16 protein-coding genes are annotated in these 18,501 nt (G+C 61.8%); 7 read left to right on the top strand and 9 right to left on the bottom strand.

The genetic code is table 11. From position 1 onward, the window contains the following. Positions 1–263, top strand: a 263-nt coding sequence (locus M5B97_RS26880) for a hypothetical protein (protein WP_248733180.1), incomplete at its 5' end; no start/stop codon positions are given. 2 nt (positions 264–265) lie between these two features. Beyond that, positions 266–2,158 carry a penicillin-binding protein 2 gene (gene mrdA / locus M5B97_RS26875; RefSeq protein WP_123715230.1) on the top strand — a complete coding sequence of 631 codons (1,893 nt, stop codon included), beginning with the start codon at positions 266–268 and terminating at the stop codon, positions 2,156–2,158. Position 2,159: 1 nt separating this feature from the next. Here the strand turns inward: mrdA and M5B97_RS26870 are convergent, their stop codons facing one another. Next, positions 2,160–2,549 carry a GFA family protein gene (locus tag M5B97_RS26870; protein WP_248733179.1) on the bottom strand — a complete coding sequence of 130 codons (390 nt, stop codon included), beginning with the start codon at positions 2,547–2,549 and terminating at the stop codon, positions 2,160–2,162. Positions 2,550–2,648: 99 nt separating this feature from the next. Here M5B97_RS26870 and M5B97_RS26865 point away from each other — a divergent pair, with 99 nt between their 5' ends. From M5B97_RS26865 to M5B97_RS26845, 5 genes are all read left to right on the top strand, one after another. Beyond that, entirely contained in the window at positions 2,649–3,116 is a 468-nt protein-coding gene (locus M5B97_RS26865) for an SRPBCC family protein (RefSeq protein WP_248733178.1), read from the top strand. A gap of 109 nt (positions 3,117–3,225) precedes the next feature. Continuing rightward, positions 3,226–5,583: a DNA polymerase II gene (locus M5B97_RS26860; protein WP_248733177.1), complete on the top strand. Its 2,358-nt coding sequence runs from the start codon at positions 3,226–3,228 to the stop codon at positions 5,581–5,583. A gap of 71 nt (positions 5,584–5,654) precedes the next feature. Further along, the gene (locus tag M5B97_RS26855) at positions 5,655–6,233 is read left to right on the top strand and encodes a GNAT family protein (protein WP_248733176.1); all 579 of its coding nucleotides are present in this window, start codon (positions 5,655–5,657) and stop codon (positions 6,231–6,233) included. Positions 6,234–6,249: 16 nt separating this feature from the next. Further along, the gene (locus tag M5B97_RS26850) at positions 6,250–6,882 is read left to right on the top strand and encodes a glutathione S-transferase (RefSeq protein WP_248733175.1); all 633 of its coding nucleotides are present in this window, start codon (positions 6,250–6,252) and stop codon (positions 6,880–6,882) included. A 165-nt stretch (positions 6,883–7,047) separates the two neighbouring features. Beyond that, positions 7,048–7,623 carry a DUF4174 domain-containing protein gene (locus tag M5B97_RS26845; RefSeq protein ID WP_123715235.1) on the top strand — a complete coding sequence of 192 codons (576 nt, stop codon included), beginning with the start codon at positions 7,048–7,050 and terminating at the stop codon, positions 7,621–7,623. 141 nt (positions 7,624–7,764) lie between these two features. Here M5B97_RS26845 and M5B97_RS26840 read toward each other — a convergent pair whose 3' ends face one another. From M5B97_RS26840 to M5B97_RS26805, 8 genes are read right to left on the bottom strand one after another with little or no spacing between them, the layout of a single operon-like run. Further along, positions 7,765–8,787, bottom strand: coding sequence for an acyltransferase family protein (locus tag M5B97_RS26840; protein ID WP_248733182.1), 1,023 nt, complete (start codon positions 8,785–8,787; stop codon positions 7,765–7,767). Between the two features lie 43 nt (positions 8,788–8,830). Beyond that, entirely contained in the window at positions 8,831–10,240 is a 1,410-nt protein-coding gene (locus M5B97_RS26835) for a lipid II flippase MurJ (protein WP_248733174.1), read from the bottom strand. A gap of 2 nt (positions 10,241–10,242) precedes the next feature. Then, complete coding sequence (locus tag M5B97_RS26830; protein ID WP_248733181.1) at positions 10,243–11,670, bottom strand: O-antigen ligase family protein; 1,428 nt, start codon at positions 11,668–11,670, stop codon at positions 10,243–10,245. 2 nt (positions 11,671–11,672) lie between these two features. Beyond that, positions 11,673–12,776, bottom strand: a complete 1,104-nt coding sequence (locus tag M5B97_RS26825; protein WP_248733173.1) for a glycosyltransferase family 1 protein — start codon at positions 12,774–12,776, stop codon at positions 11,673–11,675. Then, positions 12,767–13,984, bottom strand: a complete 1,218-nt coding sequence (locus M5B97_RS26820) for a glycosyltransferase family 4 protein (protein WP_123715239.1) — start codon at positions 13,982–13,984, stop codon at positions 12,767–12,769. The genes M5B97_RS26825 and M5B97_RS26820 overlap by 10 nt, the downstream gene beginning before the upstream one ends. Positions 13,985–13,992: 8 nt before the next feature. Beyond that, positions 13,993–15,321 (bottom strand): cellulase family glycosylhydrolase, encoded by a 1,329-nt coding sequence (locus tag M5B97_RS26815; protein WP_123715240.1) that lies wholly within the window; start codon positions 15,319–15,321, stop codon positions 13,993–13,995. Continuing rightward, a complete protein-coding gene (locus M5B97_RS26810; RefSeq protein WP_248733172.1) occupies positions 15,311–16,501 on the bottom strand; it encodes a glycosyltransferase in 1,191 nt (396 codons plus the stop codon). Before M5B97_RS26810 ends, M5B97_RS26815 begins: the two co-directional genes overlap by 11 nt. Then, complete coding sequence (locus M5B97_RS26805; RefSeq protein WP_248733171.1) at positions 16,501–18,492, bottom strand: exopolysaccharide transport family protein; 1,992 nt, start codon at positions 18,490–18,492, stop codon at positions 16,501–16,503. The genes M5B97_RS26810 and M5B97_RS26805 overlap by 1 nt, the downstream gene beginning before the upstream one ends. Positions 18,493–18,501: the final 9 nt, after the last annotated feature.

Genomic DNA, 18,501 nt, shown 5'->3' with positions numbered 1-18,501 from the left:
AAAAGCGACAAGCTGGCTACGGCATTGACGAGCGATTACACCGCGTGGTCAAGCCAATTGTCTTCAGGCACTCGCGAATATGGCACCTGCACCTTGGAAGCCTTTTGAACGCCCAAGTCTGTGCTCACCTGACAAAACGGCATGCCGTTGGGGAAATCAATGCAAAGTGTTTCTGCATTTTTGGTATGGTGCAGCACATTTTCACAAGGATTGATCTTTATCCGCAGGATGCGGCGTCGACCTTCTTCAACGAGATGCTGTAGAAATGCCTGAACCTATACCGATCAAGGACCACGAGAAAGAAAACCGTTTAGTCAACAAGCGCCTGCTCGCCTGTGCGCTGCTGGTAATCGGTATCACCTGTACCCTGGTAGGCCGCTTGTATTTTCTACAAGTGGTGCAGTACGACTATCACTCCACGATTTCAGAAAACAACCGGGTCCACGTGCTACCGATCACGCCGACCCGCGGGTTGATCTATGACCGAAACGGCGTCGTGCTGGCTGACAATCGCCCCAGCTACAACCTGACTATCACCCGCGAGCGTACTACCGACCTCAAGGGGGAGCTGGACGCCATCGTCAATCTGCTGCATCTGCCTGCCGAAGACCGTGCGGTGTTTGACAAAGCGCTGAAGCAGGCGCGCCATCCATTTGTTCCCGTCACGCTGTTTTATGAGTTGACTGAAGAACAGATCGCCGTTTTGGCCGTCAATGAGTTTCGTCTGCCAGGCGTGGACGTCGAGCCGCAGTTCGTTCGGCACTATCCGCTGGGCGCGCACTTTGCTCATTCGATCGGCTACGTCGGCCGCATCAACGAAAAAGAATCCAAGTCCCTCGACTCGGTCGAGTACCGCGGTACCCAGTCCATCGGCAAGACCGGTATCGAGCGTTTCTACGAGTCTGAGCTGCATGGCCATGTCGGCTATGAGGAGGTCGAGACCAACGCCCAGGGCCGTGTGTTACGCGTACTCAAGCACACCGACCCCATCCCCGGTAAAAACATCGTGCTGAGCCTCGACGTCAAACTCCAAGAGGCCGCCGAAGAGGCCTTGGGGGACCGTCGCGGCTCGGTAGTGGCTCTTGATCCACGTACGGGTGAAGTGCTGGCCATGGTCAGCAAACCGAGCTTTGATCCGAACCTGTTCGTTACAGGCATCAGCTTCAAGGAATACGCCGCACTGCACGATTCCATCGACCGTCCGCTGTTCAACCGCGTGTTGCGGGGGCTCTACGCACCCGGCTCGACCATCAAGCCGGAAGTGGCCATCGCCGGTCTCGACAGTGGTGTGGTCACCGCTCAAACCCGGGTGTTCGATCCTGGCTATTACCAGTTGCCCGACTTTGACCACAAATACCGCAACTGGAATCACAGCGGTGACGGCTGGGTGGATATGGACGCTGCCATCATGCGCTCCAACGACACCTATTTTTACGACCTGGCCCACAAACTGGGGATCGACCGGCTGCATGACTACCTGGCTGAATTCGGTCTCGGCCAGAAAGTCTCCCTGGACATGTTCGAAGAGTCTGCCGGCCTGATGCCATCCCAGGCCTGGAAGCGCGCAACACGTCGCCAGCCCTGGTTCCCGGGCGAAACCGTGATCCTCGGCATCGGCCAGGGTTATATGCAAGTCACGCCACTGCAACTGGCCCAGGCCACCGCGTTGATAGCCAACAAGGGCGTGTGGAACCGTCCGCACTTGGCCAAGACCATCAATGGCGTGCCGCCGGTGGATGAACATCCGATGCCCAACGTAGTCCTCAAGAACCCACGTGACTGGGAGCAGGTCAACCACGGTATGCAGCTTGTCATGCACGATCCGCGTGGTATCGCACGGGCAGCGGCGCAAGGAGCGCAATACCGCATCGCCGGCAAGAGTGGTACGGCGCAGGTGGTCGCGATCAAGCAAGGCGAGCGTTACAACCGTAACAAGACCCTGGAACGCCATCGCGATAACGCGCTGTTCGTCGGTTTTGCCCCGGCGGAACACCCGGAGATCGTGATCTCGGTAATGATCGAGAACGGCGAGGCCGGTGGCCGGGTCGCCGGCCCTGTGGTGCGGCAGATCATGGACGCCTGGCTACTCGATCAGGACGGTCACTTGAAACCACAATATGCGGCGCCGGCCAAAGCCCCGGGTGACCCGCACGTCTGAGTCACGCCAGGCACGCCAACCCCTCATGAGCGAGCCACGGCACATCGTGGCTCGTCCAGATGTGCGAGGTGGGCCTGACGCCCGGGTCATCATCCAGCGTCGCCACCCGCACGATCACATGGGGCTGGTGCCCGCGCTCCGCCATCAGATGCGAACCGCAGCGTGAACAGAAATGCCTGAGTTTGCCTGGCGAAGATTCAAACGCCGACAGCAGCTCCTCGCCCTGTATCCAGCGGAAGTGCTCGCGCATCACCCCGGCGGTGGCGACAAACGCGGCTGCATGCGTTTTGCGGCAACTGCCGCAGTGGCAATGGCTGATAGGCATGTCGAGGCTGTCCACTTGATAGCGCACAGCCTTGCAGAAGCAACTTCCATTCAACGGGTCAGTCATAAACGTATGGCCGGGTCAAAGATAGAGGCATCATCATTGCGCATAACTCAAGGTTGCGCATCGGTCGATGTCGCCTACCGTCAATGGAAGAGGTGACTTATGCTCGTATTAGATCGCATCGAACGGAAAGTCCTGCTCAACGCTCCACGCAAACAGATCTGGGAAGCCCTCACCGACGCCGAAAAATTTGGCAGCTGGTTCGGTATTGCCCTCAAAGGTAAAACCTTCGTCGCGGGTGAAACCATCGAAGCGCCGATTACTTTCCCTGGCTACGAACATGTGATGTGGAAGGCCAGGATCGAACGCATCCTGCCGCAAACCTTGTTTTCTTTCTGGTGGCATCCTTACGCAGTCGAGCGGGACACCGACTACGACAAGGAAACCCCGACATTGGTGGAGTTCACCCTTGAAGACCGTGCGCCGGGCATTCTGCTGCGAGTTGTCGAGTCCGGGTTTGACGCAATCCCCGAGGCCCGACGCCAAAAAGCCTTCAAGATGAATTCCCGTGGCTGGGACGATCAAATGAGCAACATCGAGACTTACCTGGGCCAAGCCCGCCGAGCGTGAACCTGAGCGTGCTTACGCCGACAATGCCTGAATCGCACGTAAACCTGCCGTGTAGAGGTCGATGCCGAGTAGAATCACGCTCTGAAAGTGATTCCTGAGGTGCGGTACGGTGGATTTACAGCAGGGTTTTGTCCTGACCCGGCATTGGCGCGATACTCCGGCGGGCACGGAGGTCAGTTTTTGGCTGGCCACGGACCAAGGCCCACGGTGTGTCGTGTTACCCGTGCAGACCTCGGTTATGTTTATTCCGCAGGCCCATCGCAAGCCGCTTGATTGGTTGCTCAAGGGGGAGCGTGATATCGAATTGCGCCCCTTGCAGCTGTGCGATTTTCATCATCGTCCGGTGCTGGGCCTCTACACGCGCCAGCATCGCCAACTGATGGACGTGGAAAAACGCCTGCGCGCCGCCGGTGTCGATGTCTACGAAGCTGACGTACGCCCACCTGAGCGCTACATGATGGAGCGTTTCATCACCGCGCCCGTGTGGTTCAGTGGCAAACCCGATGCCACGGGTGTGCTGGGCGACGCGCAGATGAAACCCGCGCCCGACTATCGCCCCTCGCTCAAGCTGGTGTCCCTCGACATCGAGACCACCGCCCAGGGCGATCTCTACTCCATTGGCCTCGAAGGCTGCGGTGAGCGCCAGGTGTACATGCTTGGCCCGCCTAACAAAACCACAGCCGTGGACTTCAAACTCGACTATTGCGACACCCGCGCCCAACTGCTCGAACGCCTTAACCTGTGGCTTGCCACCCATGACCCCGATGCGATCATCGGGTGGAACCTGGTGCAGTTCGACCTGCGCGTGCTCCATGAACACGCCCAGCGTCTCAACGTGCCGTTGCTGTTGGGGCGCGGCGGCGAAACCATGACGTGGCGCGAACACGGCAGCCGCAATCACTACTTCGCGGCGGCAGCCGGCCGGCTGATCATCGACGGCATCGAGGCGCTGCGTTCAGCCACCTGGAGTTTCGAATCCTTCAGCCTGGAAAACGTTGCGCAAACCCTGCTCGGCGAGGGCAAGGACATCTCCACACCGTACCAGCGCATGGACGAAATCAACCGCATGTTCGCCGAGGACAAGCCCGCCCTGGCGCGCTACAACCTCAAGGACTGCGAATTGGTCACGCGGATTTTCGCTAAAACCGACCTGCTCGAATTCCTGCTGGAGCGGGCCAGCGTCACCGGGCTACCGGCCGACCGTAGCGGCGGCTCCGTGGCCGCCTTCACCCATTTGTACATGCCGCTGATGCACCGCCAGGGCTTCGTCGCGCCGAACCTGGGCGACAAACCACCCCAGGCCAGCCCCGGTGGGTTTGTCATGGACTCGCGCCCCGGCCTCTACGAATCGGTGTTGGTACTGGATTACAAAAGCCTCTACCCGTCGATCATCCGCAGCTTCCTGATAGACCCGGTGGGTTTGATCGAAGGGCTCAAACACCCCGAGGACAGTGCATCAGTGGAAGGCTTTCGCGGTGCACGGTTCTCCCGCACCCGGCATTGCCTGCCGTCCATTGTTGCCCGCGTTTCCGAAGGCCGCGAAGTCGCCAAGCGCGAACACAACGCACCGTTGTCCCAAGCCCTGAAAATCATCATGAACGCCTTCTATGGCGTGCTCGGTTCCAGCGGCTGCCGGTTCTTCGATACAAGGCTGGCCTCGTCGATCACGATGCGTGGGCACCAGATCATGCGCCAGACCCGGACGCTGGTCGAAGCCCAGGGCTACGAGGTGATTTACGGTGACACGGACTCCACCTTCGTCTGGCTGGGCAAAGCACATTCCCAGGAAGATGCCGGCCGCATTGGCCAGGCGCTGGTCAAGAGCGTCAACGATTGGTGGCGCGAACATCTCCACAGCGAATTCGGCCTGCAAAGTGCCCTGGAACTGCAATACGAAACGCACTTCAGCCGCTTCCTCATGCCGACCATCCGCGGCGCGGAGGAGGGCAGCAAAAAGCGTTACGCGGGCTTGGTGGTGCGCGGCGACGGCAGCGAGGAAATGGTCTACAAAGGCCTGGAAACCGTGCGCAGTGACTGGTCGCCCCTGGCCCGGCAGTTCCAGCAGGAACTCTACCGGCGCATCTTCCATCGCCAGCCCCATCAGGAATACGTCCGCGACTACGTGCGCCGTACCTTGAGCGGTGAACTCGATGAACTGCTGATCTACCGCAAGCGCCTGCGTCGTCAACTGGATGACTACGAACGCAATGTGCCGCCCCATGTGCGCGCTGCCCGCCTGGCGGATGAATACAACGACCGCCTGGGGCGCCCGCGCCAGTACCAACGAGGCGGCTGGATCAGCTATGTGATCACACTCAACGGCCCGGAACCGCTGGAGGTGCGGCAGGCGCCGATCGACTACGACCACTACGTCACGCGGCAATTGCAGCCCGTGGCCGACGCGATCCTGCCGTTCGTCAACGACGATTTCAGCACCCTGGTCGGAGGGCAGATGGGGCTGTTCTAAAACACTTGCCGAGGCGCGACGGGAGCCTGCACTCTTGCTCTCTGACGACCACTCGCAGACGGCAGCTCTCCATGACCCAGATCACCTTGACCGGCACTATGGTCGAACTCCAACCCCTGCAACTCGAACACACGGCGGCCTTGCTCCAGGCCGCCGCCGACGGCGAGTTGTGGCACCTCAAGGTCACCCACGTGCCCGGCCCGGACACCATCGACACGTACGTGGATACTGCCCTGGCCGGGCGCAATGCCGGTACGGTCATGCCCTTCACCCTCGTGCGCCGGGACACTGGCCAGGTCGTGGGCAGTACGCGCTTCTGGAAGATCGATCGGGTCAACCGCAAGCTGGAGATCGGCCATACCTGGCTGGCGCAATCCACTCAGAAATCGGGAATCAATACCGAAGCCAAGTTTTTGTTGCTGAGCTACGCCTTCGAGGTGCTCGACTGCGTGCGCGTACAATTCACCACCGACGAACTCAACGAAAAATCTCGCGCGGCCATCCTGCGTCTGGGCGCCGTACAGGAAGGCATTGTGCGCCACGAACGCATCATGCCGGACGGGCGCAAGCGCAACTCGGTACGCTTCAGCATCATCGACTCGGAATGGCCGCAGGTGAAGGCCAACTTGCAGGCCAGACTGCTGCGATAAACAAGAGGGAACGCCCATGTATACGCTTTACGGTACGGACGACTCCGGCTCATGCATGATCGAAATTGCCCTGCAACGTTGCGCAGTGCCGTGGCACCGGGTGGAGGCCAGCTCCTGGCAAGAGGGCGAGGGCACCGAAGCCCTGGCCCGTATCAACCCACTCAAGCAGATTCCTACGCTGGTCACCCCCGATGGGCAGGTGCTGACCGAAAGCGCCGCCATCCTGATCCACCTGGGCCTCGAGTTTCCCGCGTCGGGCTTATTGGCCGGCAACCGGGCGCAGATCCTGCGCGGTCTGTTGTACATCACTGCCAATTGCTACTCGGCGATCGGCATCATCGACTATCCGCAGCGCTGGCTGGGTGAGGCGGATGAGGCTCTGCAGGCGCAACTGGTCAGTGGCACGCGACGCTATCTGCACCAAGCCTGGGTCGTGTTCGCCGATCAATTTGCCGAGCAGTTGTTCGCCCCGGGTAACGTGCCGAACGCCCTGGGCATCATGGCGGCGGCGGTGTCGCACTGGGACGAGGCGCGTCAGGTATTGAAAGCCTTGGCGCCCGGCTTTGCCCAGAGCCTGGCGCAGGTGGATGCCGACCCCATCGTGGCGCCGGTGTTTGCTCGGCATTGGCCTCTGTGGGAGGTCTCATAATGTTTCCGCAACCAGAAGAAACAATGGCGCCCGAGCCTACCCAACCCCTTGCGCAGCGGGCGTCCTGTCCTACGCTTTCTTAAAGTGGTGTAGGAATCATCCTTGAATTTGGCTGTCGCACACATGAAACTCAAGAACCCTGCATGGAATTCAAAGGAGGTGCGCATGCTCATCCGGTCGCTGACCCTGGCTACCTTGATGGCTTTAACGGGGCCGCTGTTGGCCGCTGAGGATATCAACCCGCTCAAGCAAGACATGGGCAAGTCTCGCCCACTGGTAGTCGTGGAGCTTGATTCCGGAAACTCCACATTGGCCACCCTCCAGAAACAACTGGACGAGCCTGCCACCAAACAATCCTTTGAAGAACGCAACATGGTGTTCTACACCGTGAAGTTCGGCAGCATCGGCGCCGAAGGGGAGAAATTCGCCAAGGACGCCAAAGACAACAAGAAGCTGACCCCGCCGGAAACCAATGCACTGATCCGTGCGCTCAAACTGGGGGCCGGTAGTGGCACCAAGGTGATCCTGATCGGCAAGGACGGCGAGAAAAAAATCGAGAAGACCGTGCCACCGGATACGCTCGATTTGAAAGAGTTCTTCAGCGCCATTGACCAGATGCCCCAGGCCGAAAAAGACCTCGCAGCGCCCGCCGCGCCGGAGCCTGTTGCAGCGCCTCCAGCCAAAAACGGTAAAGCCGCCAAAGCGGCTGGCAAGCCCGCGGCACAACAATTGGATGACTGAAAATACCTAACCCTTGCTTGAGCGGGTTTGCCGGGGCGAGGGCGCCTGCTCTCGTGAACGGCGCACCGGCCTCCGGCTTTTCAGGGGCGCTTCGCGCCCCAGCGCAAGCAAGCTTGCTCCCTGCAAGATTCAGCATTGTGCTCAAGCTTTAGGGGCTTTGCGCACCGGAAACGGAAAGTAGAAAAACCGCAGGAATGCCACACGCTTGATCACTTCCCCGATCATCAACGGCACCACCACCGCGATAACCAGGCCCACACAGGCCGAAAGGAACGGATGCAGGCCCAGGCGCTCCATCAGGTCCACGGCCTTGTGCTGGATTTCGCCGTGGAAGATCAACACGATCAACGTGGACTGGCCGATGTAAGTCATCACTCGCGTCAGCAGCGTCGACACCATCATCACCTTCGCCAGCGCCCAGCACAGGTATACGCCGATCACCGCCAGCAGGCTGGTCCAAAGCCAGTGGTCATAGCGCCGTTGAGCCAGGTCCATGGTGTCGTGGCTGTAGACGAACACGGCGGCGAACAGCGCGATGGAAATCACCAGTGTCAGCAGCGAGCCCTCATGCCTGCGTAGCCAGTCGCGCAACAGGTAACCGTATATAAAGTAGGTGCTGCTGATCAGGGTGACTTCGAGGCTGAAAGGCAGGCCCGGCATCGTCCACGTTTGCCCGCCGAGGGTCACCGGTACTTGCCAGAACCACGGCAGTACCCAGATGCCGAGCAACAGCTGCGCCACCATCAACAGGCAACTCGCCAGCAAGGGCAGCTTCAGGCGCTGGATCAGGCGCAGCATTAGCCAACTGAACAGAATCGCCACCCAGAAGTGCGGCAAAAACCACAGCGCCTGCCACGGAATAGTGTCCACCGAGGCATACAGCACGCCGCCTACGTCCGGTAACAGAGGTTGCCCGCGCAGTACGTCACGCACGATTACGTACACCAGCATGGTGAAGAAAAACGGCTTGAGCAGGCCGTCGGCCTTGCGCACCGCCATCTCGACAAACGGCTGTTCGGGCTTGAAAAACACCCCGGACAGGAAGAAGAACAACGGCAACACAAACGAGGCAAGTATCGGATAGAGCAGGTCCAGGGAGTTGGCGACAAACCAGCTATGGCCATACACGATCACCAGGATGCCGACGCCTTTGGCGATATCCATTTGAATCCAGCGCTGTTTCACTTAACGACTCCCGATCGATCATTCATGCCTTGCGCCATGGCTTCAGCCACAGCCCCATGCCCAGCAACACCACGGTGCCTGCCAGGGTACTGAGCCCCAATTGCAGCCACACACCTTCAATTGAAAACAGCATCAGCGCCGCCGCGCCCATGAGCAGCGCACTGAGGAGCCATTGCCGCGCCCAGGGCAGGGCTGCGAGCAATGCCTGGCGCTGCATCAGCAGCAATGCGGTGCAAATCACTCCTGCCAGCGCCGCCAGCGGAATCCCCGCCAAGCCGAACATAAAGGGCAGGGCACCGAGCAACAGCACATTGACCAGGCTGCCGAGCAACTCACAACGCAGCGGCTGGCGCGTATCGCCGGCGGCGTAGGCATACCGGGCGAGCAGGGCGTTCCAGGCGCCGAACACCAACGGTACGGCGAACCACGCCAGCAGCAATGGCAACGGCGAATCCGCCGATTGCTTGGGCAACAGCAATGTCACCAGGCTCGGTGCCGCCGCCACCAGGCCGACACCCGCCGGTAACGTCAGCACGCTGGCGGTCTCCAGGCCGCGCTTGAGCAAGGCCAGGCGTTCATCGCCCTGGCGACGACTCATCATGCCCAGCAGCACCTGGTTGAGGCTCATCAGTGCAATCAGCGGCAGGTTCATCAACTTGCGAGCCAGGTTGACCCAGGTCACCGCGCCTTCGCCGAGCAACGAGGCCACCAGTCGTTCGATCAACGCCAGACCTTGGCTGGCGCCGTTGCTCAGTAGCAGCGGCCCGATGCGTTGGCCCAGTTCCCGCAACGGCGTGATGCTCAGGAGCCAGCGCCACGGCCGCCAGCCTTGGCGCCAGATCGACGGCAGCAAGGCCAGCGGCATCAGCAGGCTACCGGCCAGGCAGGCCAAGGCCAGTGAGTGAGGTTGAGTCGCAGTGCCCGCCAGCGCCAGGTAAGTAACCGGTGGCAGGTTGAACAACAGCGAGCCCAGGCCCGCCAGTACAAAACGCTCGCTGGCCTGCAAGGGGATACTGAATAGCGCATGCAGCATCAACCCCGGCACGCACCAAGCCACGATCTGCAAGTTGCTCGCCGCCAGCGTCGTAGCGCTGGCCGCCAACCCCGGGCCAAGCAACTGCACCAGCCAGGGGGCCAGTAGCGTCAGCAACAGGCTGGTCACCAGCGCAATCAGCAGCAACGCAGGGAACAACACCGCCAACCAATCCAGGCGCTCAGCGTCCTTGCGTTGCAAGTACAACGGCAACGCCGCAGCGCTCAACACGCCCCCGGCCAACGACATGCGCAATGCTTCAGGCAAGAACAGCGCGATCAGGAACGCATCACTGCGTTCTCCGGCACCCCAGGCCGCGACCAGCAGCCACTCACGGGCGAACCCCAGGCACAGGCCCAGCAGGGTCGCCACGGTCAGCCAGACGGCGGAACCGAGCATGCTTAAGACCGCGTGCCGTCAAGCAACGGTTTGCGGTACGCCACGGTCTTGACTTGCGGCAGGCGCGCCGGGAACAGGCGGCGTGCTTCCAGCACGTTGATACCCACCATCAGCCAGAACAGTGCCACCATCACCACGGCAAAACTGAAGTAGTGGTCAAACAAACCGCTGACCAACGCTGACAGAATCCCCCCGGTGCTGCCCAGCCACAGCGCGTTGTCTTTGGTCAGGCGGATCGGGCCGGCTTGCGGGCGCGCTTCACGCCACCAGCGCACGGTAACCGCCACAAACAGCAGCATGCCGACGATGCCGGTCTTGTAGATGAAGTTAAGCCACAGGTTCGAGATCCCCAGCAGATGCGTGCCCGGTACGGGCGGATCGACCTTGAAGCCAATGCCGAACGGATACGCGGCCACCGCTTGTGGGAACATGCGGTATTCGTCGACGCGTACCTCGGTACTGGCGTTGCTCGACGAGAAGATAGTCGCCAGGCGGTCCTGCAACGGCGGGTAGGCCATCACCAGTGCCACGGTCAGCACCGCACCCACCATCAGCAGGCGGCCGGTGTACGGTACGCGGCGCGTGGCCATCCATATCAACACCAATGCCAGACTGACCATTGCCCCGCGGCTACTGGCCAGCAGCAGCGCCGCCGCCCCCAGGCACGCCACACCCAGGCCCAGCGCACGCTTCCAGCCGCGCTCGGTCATGCCGAAGCAAAATGCCAGCGGCAGCAGCAAGGCCATGATCCCGCCGATGGCATTGGGGTGCATCCACGGCGAGCCCATCCGCGAAGACATCGCCTCCAGGCCGAATTTCAACGTGTCGAAGTTGCCGTAATTGAGCAGCGCCAGGATCGGCGCAATCCCGGCCCCTGAGCGCGTGCGCACGAACACTGCGATGGACATCACCAGCATCGCCAGCGTGCCTGTCAGCAACGCCATGACCAGGGCCTCGCGGCGTTTTTGATCCACCAGCAACTTGGCGGTGAGGAACACCCCCGAAAGGTTCAGCAACCAGCGCAACCAGTTGGCCACGCCGCTGCTCTCGGCATGGATGCTGACCTGGCCGACGATGAACGGGAATACGCTGAACAGCATCAGCCACAGCAGCATCTGGTCGGTAGGGCGGCGCGACAGGATCGGCGTGTCCGGCAGGCGTGCCAGGAAGCTGTGCCACATCACGGCACCCCAGGTCAGCGCCAGGATCGCTTCGCTCACCGTACTGCGTATCCCCAGGTTGATTGTCGAATAGGGCATGAACGTCGCCACCAGCGCGAAGAGCAACAGGCCCCAGAACGGAAACCGCAGGATGGTCACGGCCGCCGCAAGACCGACCACCGCCAAAAAGGCTTTGGCGGGTGACAGTGCCAGGGCCAGCCCGCCAAACAGCAGGCCGAACAGAATCGCAACGAGGCTAGCCAGGTTTATTCTCACTTGAGTTCCTCGATCAGTTCGGCCACGCGCCGGCGGTAGGCGTGGTGGTTGAAACGCTCCGCCCAATGGCGACGTTGTTCGGGTGAGTCTTCATCGGGCTGATGGCTCAGGCTCACCATCAATGCGGTCAACGCCGCGCTGTCGGTGGGCGAAAAACGCGCTGCCGACGGTGGCGTGATTTCATCCAGCGAGGTACCGCTGGCCACGGCCACCGGGGTGCCGACGCTGAGGGCTTCGATCACCGGCAAACCAAAACCTTCGGCGTAGGACGGTTGCCACAGGCGCGATGCCTGCCGGTACAACCCGTGTAACTGAGCATCCGACACGCCGCTCAGCGCGCGAATGCCGGGCAGCGTGCGCTGCGCCTCGGGCAGATGGTCGAGGCTGCCCACGAGCACCAACTCCGGTACGGCGGGCGATTGCTGTCGGGCCTTCTGCCAGGCATCCACTAGGAACGGTACGTTCTTGCGCAACTCGCGAGTTCCCACCAGCAGCCAGTAGCGTTGCGGCAGTTGGTACGCGGTGAGGTCCGCCGGCAATTCGACGAACCCGTCGACCTGATTGGGTAGCACGCGTACCTTGCCCACCGCCTTGGGAAACAGGCGCACGGTTTCATCCGCGCTGTACTGCGAGGGCGTCCACACCCGGTCGGCGCTCTGCACCGCGTAGGCGATCGATACGCGATCGCAGGCTTTGTAGATCAGCGCCTTCAGGCGGCTGGCGTGGTAATTGTTCAAGGTGATCTGGAACAGGTCGTGCAGCAGCACCACGGTACGCATGCCCTTGGGCTTGGGGGGCAATGGCAGGCCCATATTGAAAGTGCTGATGTACAAATCGATGTGTTGCTCACGCAAGGCACGTGGCAGGAACCCTGCTTCGAAACGCAGGCGGTTCTGCGGTTGATGCATCGCGGTTTTCGCGCAGCCCCAGGCCGGGCAATGGGCCTGCAGGCGGGTTTCATCGCCCAGCGGCGCCACCGTAAAGCGCGCAAGCTCGATATCCGGCAGGCTGCGCAGCGCATCTTCCAGCGCATACACCTGGCGACTGATGCCCGATTGCGGCGAGGTGCCGACGGTGCGGTAATCCAGACCTACACGCATGCGGGCTCCTTTTGATTGAGCGGCGAAAGCGTCGCGTATACCTGCTCCAGCTGGCTGGCGGCAACACTCCAGTCATGGGCGCGTCGTGCGTAGGCGCGGCCAGCCTCGCCCATGGGCACTGCCGCCTCGGGAGATCGCAGCAGGCGCACCACTGCGTCCGCCAAACCGATGGCCGTCTGGCCGCCCAGGTAATCCAGACCTTCGACCAGGTCCAGGCCCGATACCCCTTGTTCGGTACTGGCCAGCGGCAGCCCTGCAGCCAGGGCTTCGAGCACTTTGAGCTTGGAGCCGCCGCCATGCCGCAACGGCGCCAGGAACACCGAGCAACTCGATTGCAGCGCCAACAGGTTCGGCACAAACCCTTGCCACTCGATACGCGGGTCCTGCCAGCGTTCGCGCCAGCTGTCGGGCATGCCGAAACCGCACACGCTCATGCGCGCATCCGGGCACTGCTCCCAGACCTTGGGCAGGATTTCATCCAGCGCCCACTCAATGGCGTCCACATTGGGGGCGTATTCATAGTTGCCGAGGAACAGCACACGGCGTGCCGCCGGGTCAGGGCGAGCGCCGGCGAAATGATCGCAATCCACGCCGTTGACGACCACGGGCACCGGCTTGCCGGCGATGTTCTCCAGCACCTGCGCGTCGCTGGCGGTGACTGCCACCACCTGGGCGGCCTGGCGCATGACGCGTCGCTCCCAGCGGCGGTAGCGCCATTGGTCGTAGTGAATGAACGGCAGCGCCCAGCTTGGCAGGCGGTCGTACGTGGCGGCGCCGAGCGCCGATTCCACGTTGTGCTCGGTCAGCACAAAGGGTTGGGATTTGCGCGCCAGGGCATCTTCATAGGGTTGGAAGGTGTAGGAGTGCTCGATCTGCACCACGTCCCAATGTTCATCGAGTAACGGGTTGAAGACGTCCTGCAGCGCACCTGACAGGCCATTGACACTGGCCAGCAGCGGGTAGGGGGCCACCAGCCCGGCCACCAGGGTTTTCACGCTGCGCAACGGGCGGCGCGGCAGGATGATCAACTGTTCCAGGAAGGCTTCCAGCACCTGGCGATCGGTCAGTGACACGGGGTGCTTGTCATGCAGCAGCAGCGTGATTCTGTGCCCGCGCGCAGCCAGGCTGCGCAGCAAGTGGAACTGACGCGTCTTGCCGCCGCTGGTGGCGGGCCAGGGCGAGTAGGGCAGTATCCATAAAATGCGCATGACGGGCTTCAATCCCATAACAGAATTTGCAGGTTTGACTTGACCGGTACGGTCAACCCATTGGTGCCGCTCACCGGGGTTTGCGTACCGCGCAGCGGGTCGTACAGGGTGGCGCTGGTCAGGTTCGGCAGGTGAGCGTTGCCGCCCTGGGCCGACCAGAAAAACCACAGTTTATGGCCGTCGGCGCGGGTCCAGCCGATGCTGAACAGGCCGTCGGGTAATTGATCGGCGGTGGGCGGATCGCCGGGAGTAAGTTGCGGGCCGCTCACATCGAGAAAGTTCTTCAGCGCCGTGTAGGACGGCTTGGGGTTGGCATTGATATCGAGCAAGCCGTAGGACTGGTCGCGCACGCTGGCGCGCTGGTCGAGATCGCTGAGGGTGAACAGGAAGATCTTGTCAAAATCCATCGCGCTCATCAGCGCCAGGCGGCGTACCACATAGTCAGCCTGGTCCTGTTGGGTGATGATGTCCTGCGCCTCTTTGGGCCCACGGTAACTCGACCAGCCCCACTCAGTGCTCCACAAGGTTTGCACGCCGCTGGCGCGCAGGGACTGGTTGAGTGCGCTGGTCTTGGCGACAAAGTCGAGTTTGGCCGGGTCATTGCCCTCAGGCAGTTGGGTGTAGGGGTGATAGGACATGACGGTGTTGAGGCTGTGCACTCCCAAGGTGCTGAGGGCGCCGAGCATGGTCTGGCCGTTGGGCATTTCGCTGAGGAAGGCCATGCCGGCCGCGACCACGGGTTTGTTCGGGTTGACCGTGCGCAAGGCGTTGGTGGTCGTCGTCAACAGGGTTAAATAGCCTGCCGGGTCGGCTACCGGGCGCCAGAAGCCGAGCAGGTTGGGCTCGTTCCATACTTGCCAGGCGTCGACGCTGGGGTAGCGCTGGGCCAATAGCGCCATGCGGTTGGCGAATACGTTCGGGTCTTTGGGCGGATACTGGTCCTGATACGGCGCACCGGCCGGCGCAGTGGTGGCGAAGGGCGCCGAGCCCACCAGGTAGAGCACCGATTTGAGTTGGTTGGTTTGCAGGTTGCCGACCAGTTGGTCCAGTGTCGCAACCTGGTACCGGCCTTCGGCGGGTTCCAACTGGTCCCAGTGCAGGTCCAGGCGCACCCATTGCAAGCCCAAGGCCTTGAGTTTGTCGATCTGCAGTTGATACAGCGTCGGGCTGAACCACAGGAACTGCGCATTCACCCCCAGGAAGTCCTTCCACACCAGCACTTTGTTGCCCTTGAGCACATGGCTCTCGGCATCGGCCTGGCGGCCCCACATAAACGCGGTCAGGCCGAGGGCGGCAATTACAACCAGGGTAGCGAACCAAGTCCGTTTATTCGCCATAAGGTGCTCCTGCAATGGCTTGTTCAAAAAGCTGCTTGAACTTCTGCGCGGTCAGCGGCCATAGGCGTGCACGGCCGATTTCCCCGGCGCGTTCGGCCCAGTCCCCGGCCAGCGTCGGCTTGTTCGCCAGGCGCATCAGCTGTTCGCTCAATGCGGCCACATCACCCTGGGGATAGATCAAGCCATTGCCGCTGGCGACCTCTTCGGCGAATGCGCGCGCATCCGAGGTGATCGCCCCGCGCCCGCACGCGGCGGCCCAGGACAACGCGCCGCTGGTGCCGCGCTGGCGGCCCAGCAGGCCAAGTTTTTTCGATTCGCGATAAGGCAGCACCATCACATGGTGCGCCTGGATGGTCTGGGCAATCTCGCTGGCCGGCAGGTTCAGCCTCCAGTCGATGGAGCCCGCCAGGCCGAGGTCGGCGATCTGGCTGTTCAACTGCTCCAGGTAGTTGCCGCCTGTGCCGAACGCCATTTCGGCGGCAGTGCCACCGGCCAGGGTCAGGCGCACACGGTCACGCAAGTGGGGGGCTTGCTTGAAGACGGCGGCCAGGGCCTGCAACAGGTCTTCAATGCCTTTGCCACGGTAGATAAAACCGAAATACAGCAGGTGCAGGGTGTCCAACGACGGCAGTGCTGCCGGCGCAATCGCCAGGTTGGCGTGGTTGATGACGGCCACTTTGCCGGCGGGTAAGCGCATGCGCTCGCTCAGGCAATCGGCACCCAGGCGGGTGAGGGTGATCAGCCGGGTCAGGTCCTGGGCTACGCGGCGCTCTTCACGCAAGGTCAGCGGGTCGGCCAGCACCACCGCCGCCTGGGGCAGTGGGCTGGGCAAACGTTCCAACAGGTTCAACGGGAAGGGCAGGTGCTCCCGGCGCCAGACGATACGCTCCGGGTCATGCACGGTCGCGGTCAGCGGCAGCTTGGGGAACGCCTTGCGCAACTCGCGCAACGCCAGGAATTCGCCCAATCGCCCGCCGCCCAGTTCGGCGTGGACCAGGTCCACACCTTGCCAGTCGAATGCGGCAATGGCGTGCCCGATGGCAACGCTGTTGCCCTCCACGCCACTCAACGGTGTCACCACCGTCACCCCCAGTTGCTCCAGTGCCGTCTTGAAATGGTTCGCGTAGTCGGCGATCCCGTTCTTCTCCGGCGGCAAGGGCGCAAGCAGGGCGATCCGCATCAGAACGCCCCCCGGTATTTGGCGATGTTCTGCAGCACCTTGGCCGGCACTTCGAACTTACGCCGGTTGATGATGATGCCGTCCACTTTGCCAAACGCGGTGTTGAGGATCGACAGGGCGTGTTCCACCACGGGCACCGTGCTCTTTTGCGCTTCCACCACCAGCGCGATCATGTCGGCGCGGCGCAGCGTGACGAACGCATCGCGGTTATCCAGCAGGGCCGAAGCATCCAGCAGCACCACCTCGCCCGGCGCCGCCGGGGCCGTACCACCGACCCGCACGCTGATGCCGTTCTCTTGCAGCAATTGGCGCAATTGCTCCACGACAAAGGTCACCCCTTCACCGTGGCGCGCCGAGGTCAGCCCCAGGGTCATGCCTTGTTCGGCGATGCGGTCCAGTTGCAGCAGACCGTACAGCCGGTAAATGCTCGCATTGAACGCGTTGGTGCCTTGCGCGGTGCTGCTGTCCAGCTCCGGCAGGGTGGTCCACAGCGGCAGGCCGAATTTGCGTTCCACCAGGCCGCCGTCGTGAATGCGCTGGTCCAGCAGGTAGCACAGGTAGACCACCAACAGGCCGACGACGATGGCAAACGGGATCGCCAACATCAGCATCACCAGGGTTTTCGGAAAGACGCGGCCCGGGTTCAGGGTGGCTTCTTCGATCACCGCAATGTTGCTGATCTGGCTGTTATCCAGCTCACGATCGATGCGCGATTTTTCCAGGTTATCCACATACAGCGCATAGTTGCGCTCGGTGGCGCTCAACTCGCGGGAAAGGCGCGCCAGCTCCGGTTCGATCTCCAGGGCTTGCTTGCGCTGGGCTTCGAGGTTGACCAGTTGCTTCTGCTGCTGAACCAGTTGGGTACGCAGCGCCAGGTTGTTGCTCGACTCGTCCAGCAGCACGCGCTGCAAGTGGATTTCCAAGGTGTTCGGTGCACGGTTTTCCGAGCTTTGCACCGTGTTGCTTTCATTCGCGACCTGGGCCTGCATGGCCAGGATCGACGCGTCCAGCGCTTTGACCGGCGGTGCGTTGTCGGTGTAGGTGCGCATCATGTCGGCCTTTTCCAGCAGCTTCTGGTTGAGCAGGCGACGCAAATCCTGCTGCTGCGGGTTCAGGGCGATCTGGCGAACCGTGGTCACTTCCTTGGGCTGGGTCTTGAGCTGGTTGCGGGTGCTCTCGAGGGCGCTGTCGGAAGAGGCGATCAGGCGGGTGGTGTTGAAGGTCTCGCCGCGCAGCACGTTGATGCGTTCGGACACGTCCTCCAGGCGGTCGGTGATGCTCGCCGCGCCGATCTCGTTCAGGTGCGTGAGGATCTGTTGCTTATAGCTCTTGATCTCTGTTGCACTGGTGTTTACCTGGCCCTCATAGAACGCGTACAGGCTCTTGCGGCCCAGGGCCTGGGTGCGTTCGCTGATGTAGGTTTCCACCCAGTCCTTGACCACCATCTGGGCAACTTCGGGGTCGCCCCAACGGAAACTGATGTCCATCACCGTGGAGCCGGCGGCGTGGCTCACCTCGAAGTTTTTCTCCAGGCTGGCGGCCAAACGTTCCACCGGCGTGGTTTTTTCGAGGATGCCGACGGTTTCCAGCACTACGCGCACGCCGTCGAATACCGCACCGATGCCGTTCTTGATGTAGTACTTGGTGCGCTTCCAGAAGCCTTCCGGCGGCGGCGCATTTTCAATCACTTCCAGGTAATGCTCGGCCACCGTGCGCACGATCGGGCGCCCGGTCAGCAAGCGCTCCTCGTCGACAATCGGGTCGCGCTGGGTGCTGGGCATCACCAGCGCCTGGCGGTTGCTGATTTCGATCGGCAAGGTAGAGTCGCGCCCCGGCTTGACCAACAGGCGCGCTGTGGACTCGTACTTGGCCGGCAGCAGGAAGGCCCCCAGTAAGATGATGACCAGCGCCGCAATGGCCGCCAGCTTGAACTCATGCCTGAAGATGAAGAACAGGCGCAGAAGATCCCGAAAAGAACGGATCTCGATCATGGGATGTCG

Source organism: Pseudomonas sp. MWU13-2517 (genome assembly GCF_023242545.1).
Lineage (GTDB): Bacteria > Pseudomonadota > Gammaproteobacteria > Pseudomonadales > Pseudomonadaceae > Aquipseudomonas.
The sequence above is the reverse complement of the archived record's forward strand: the minus strand, read 5'-3'. Positions and strand labels throughout refer to the sequence as shown.

Excerpts from the sequence above, each read along its gene's own strand:
- mrdA (WP_123715230.1), top strand. The coding sequence starts at position 266 with ATGCCTGAACCTATACCGATCAAGGACCACGAGAAAGAAAACCGTTTA.
- M5B97_RS26870 (WP_248733179.1), bottom strand. The coding sequence starts at position 2,549 with ATGACTGACCCGTTGAATGGAAGTTGCTTCTGCAAGGCTGTGCGCTAT.
- M5B97_RS26865 (WP_248733178.1), top strand. The coding sequence starts at position 2,649 with ATGCTCGTATTAGATCGCATCGAACGGAAAGTCCTGCTCAACGCTCCA.
- M5B97_RS26855 (WP_248733176.1), top strand. The coding sequence starts at position 5,655 with ATGACCCAGATCACCTTGACCGGCACTATGGTCGAACTCCAACCCCTG.
- M5B97_RS26850 (WP_248733175.1), top strand. The coding sequence starts at position 6,250 with ATGTATACGCTTTACGGTACGGACGACTCCGGCTCATGCATGATCGAA.
- M5B97_RS26845 (WP_123715235.1), top strand. The coding sequence starts at position 7,048 with ATGCTCATCCGGTCGCTGACCCTGGCTACCTTGATGGCTTTAACGGGG.
- M5B97_RS26840 (WP_248733182.1), bottom strand. The coding sequence starts at position 8,787 with ATGGATATCGCCAAAGGCGTCGGCATCCTGGTGATCGTGTATGGCCAT.
- M5B97_RS26835 (WP_248733174.1), bottom strand. The coding sequence starts at position 10,240 with ATGCTCGGTTCCGCCGTCTGGCTGACCGTGGCGACCCTGCTGGGCCTG.
- M5B97_RS26825 (WP_248733173.1), bottom strand. The coding sequence starts at position 12,776 with ATGCGTGTAGGTCTGGATTACCGCACCGTCGGCACCTCGCCGCAATCG.
- M5B97_RS26820 (WP_123715239.1), bottom strand. The coding sequence starts at position 13,984 with ATGCGCATTTTATGGATACTGCCCTACTCGCCCTGGCCCGCCACCAGC.
- M5B97_RS26815 (WP_123715240.1), bottom strand. The coding sequence starts at position 15,321 with ATGGCGAATAAACGGACTTGGTTCGCTACCCTGGTTGTAATTGCCGCC.
- M5B97_RS26810 (WP_248733172.1), bottom strand. The coding sequence starts at position 16,501 with ATGCGGATCGCCCTGCTTGCGCCCTTGCCGCCGGAGAAGAACGGGATC.
- M5B97_RS26805 (WP_248733171.1), bottom strand. The coding sequence starts at position 18,492 with ATGATCGAGATCCGTTCTTTTCGGGATCTTCTGCGCCTGTTCTTCATC.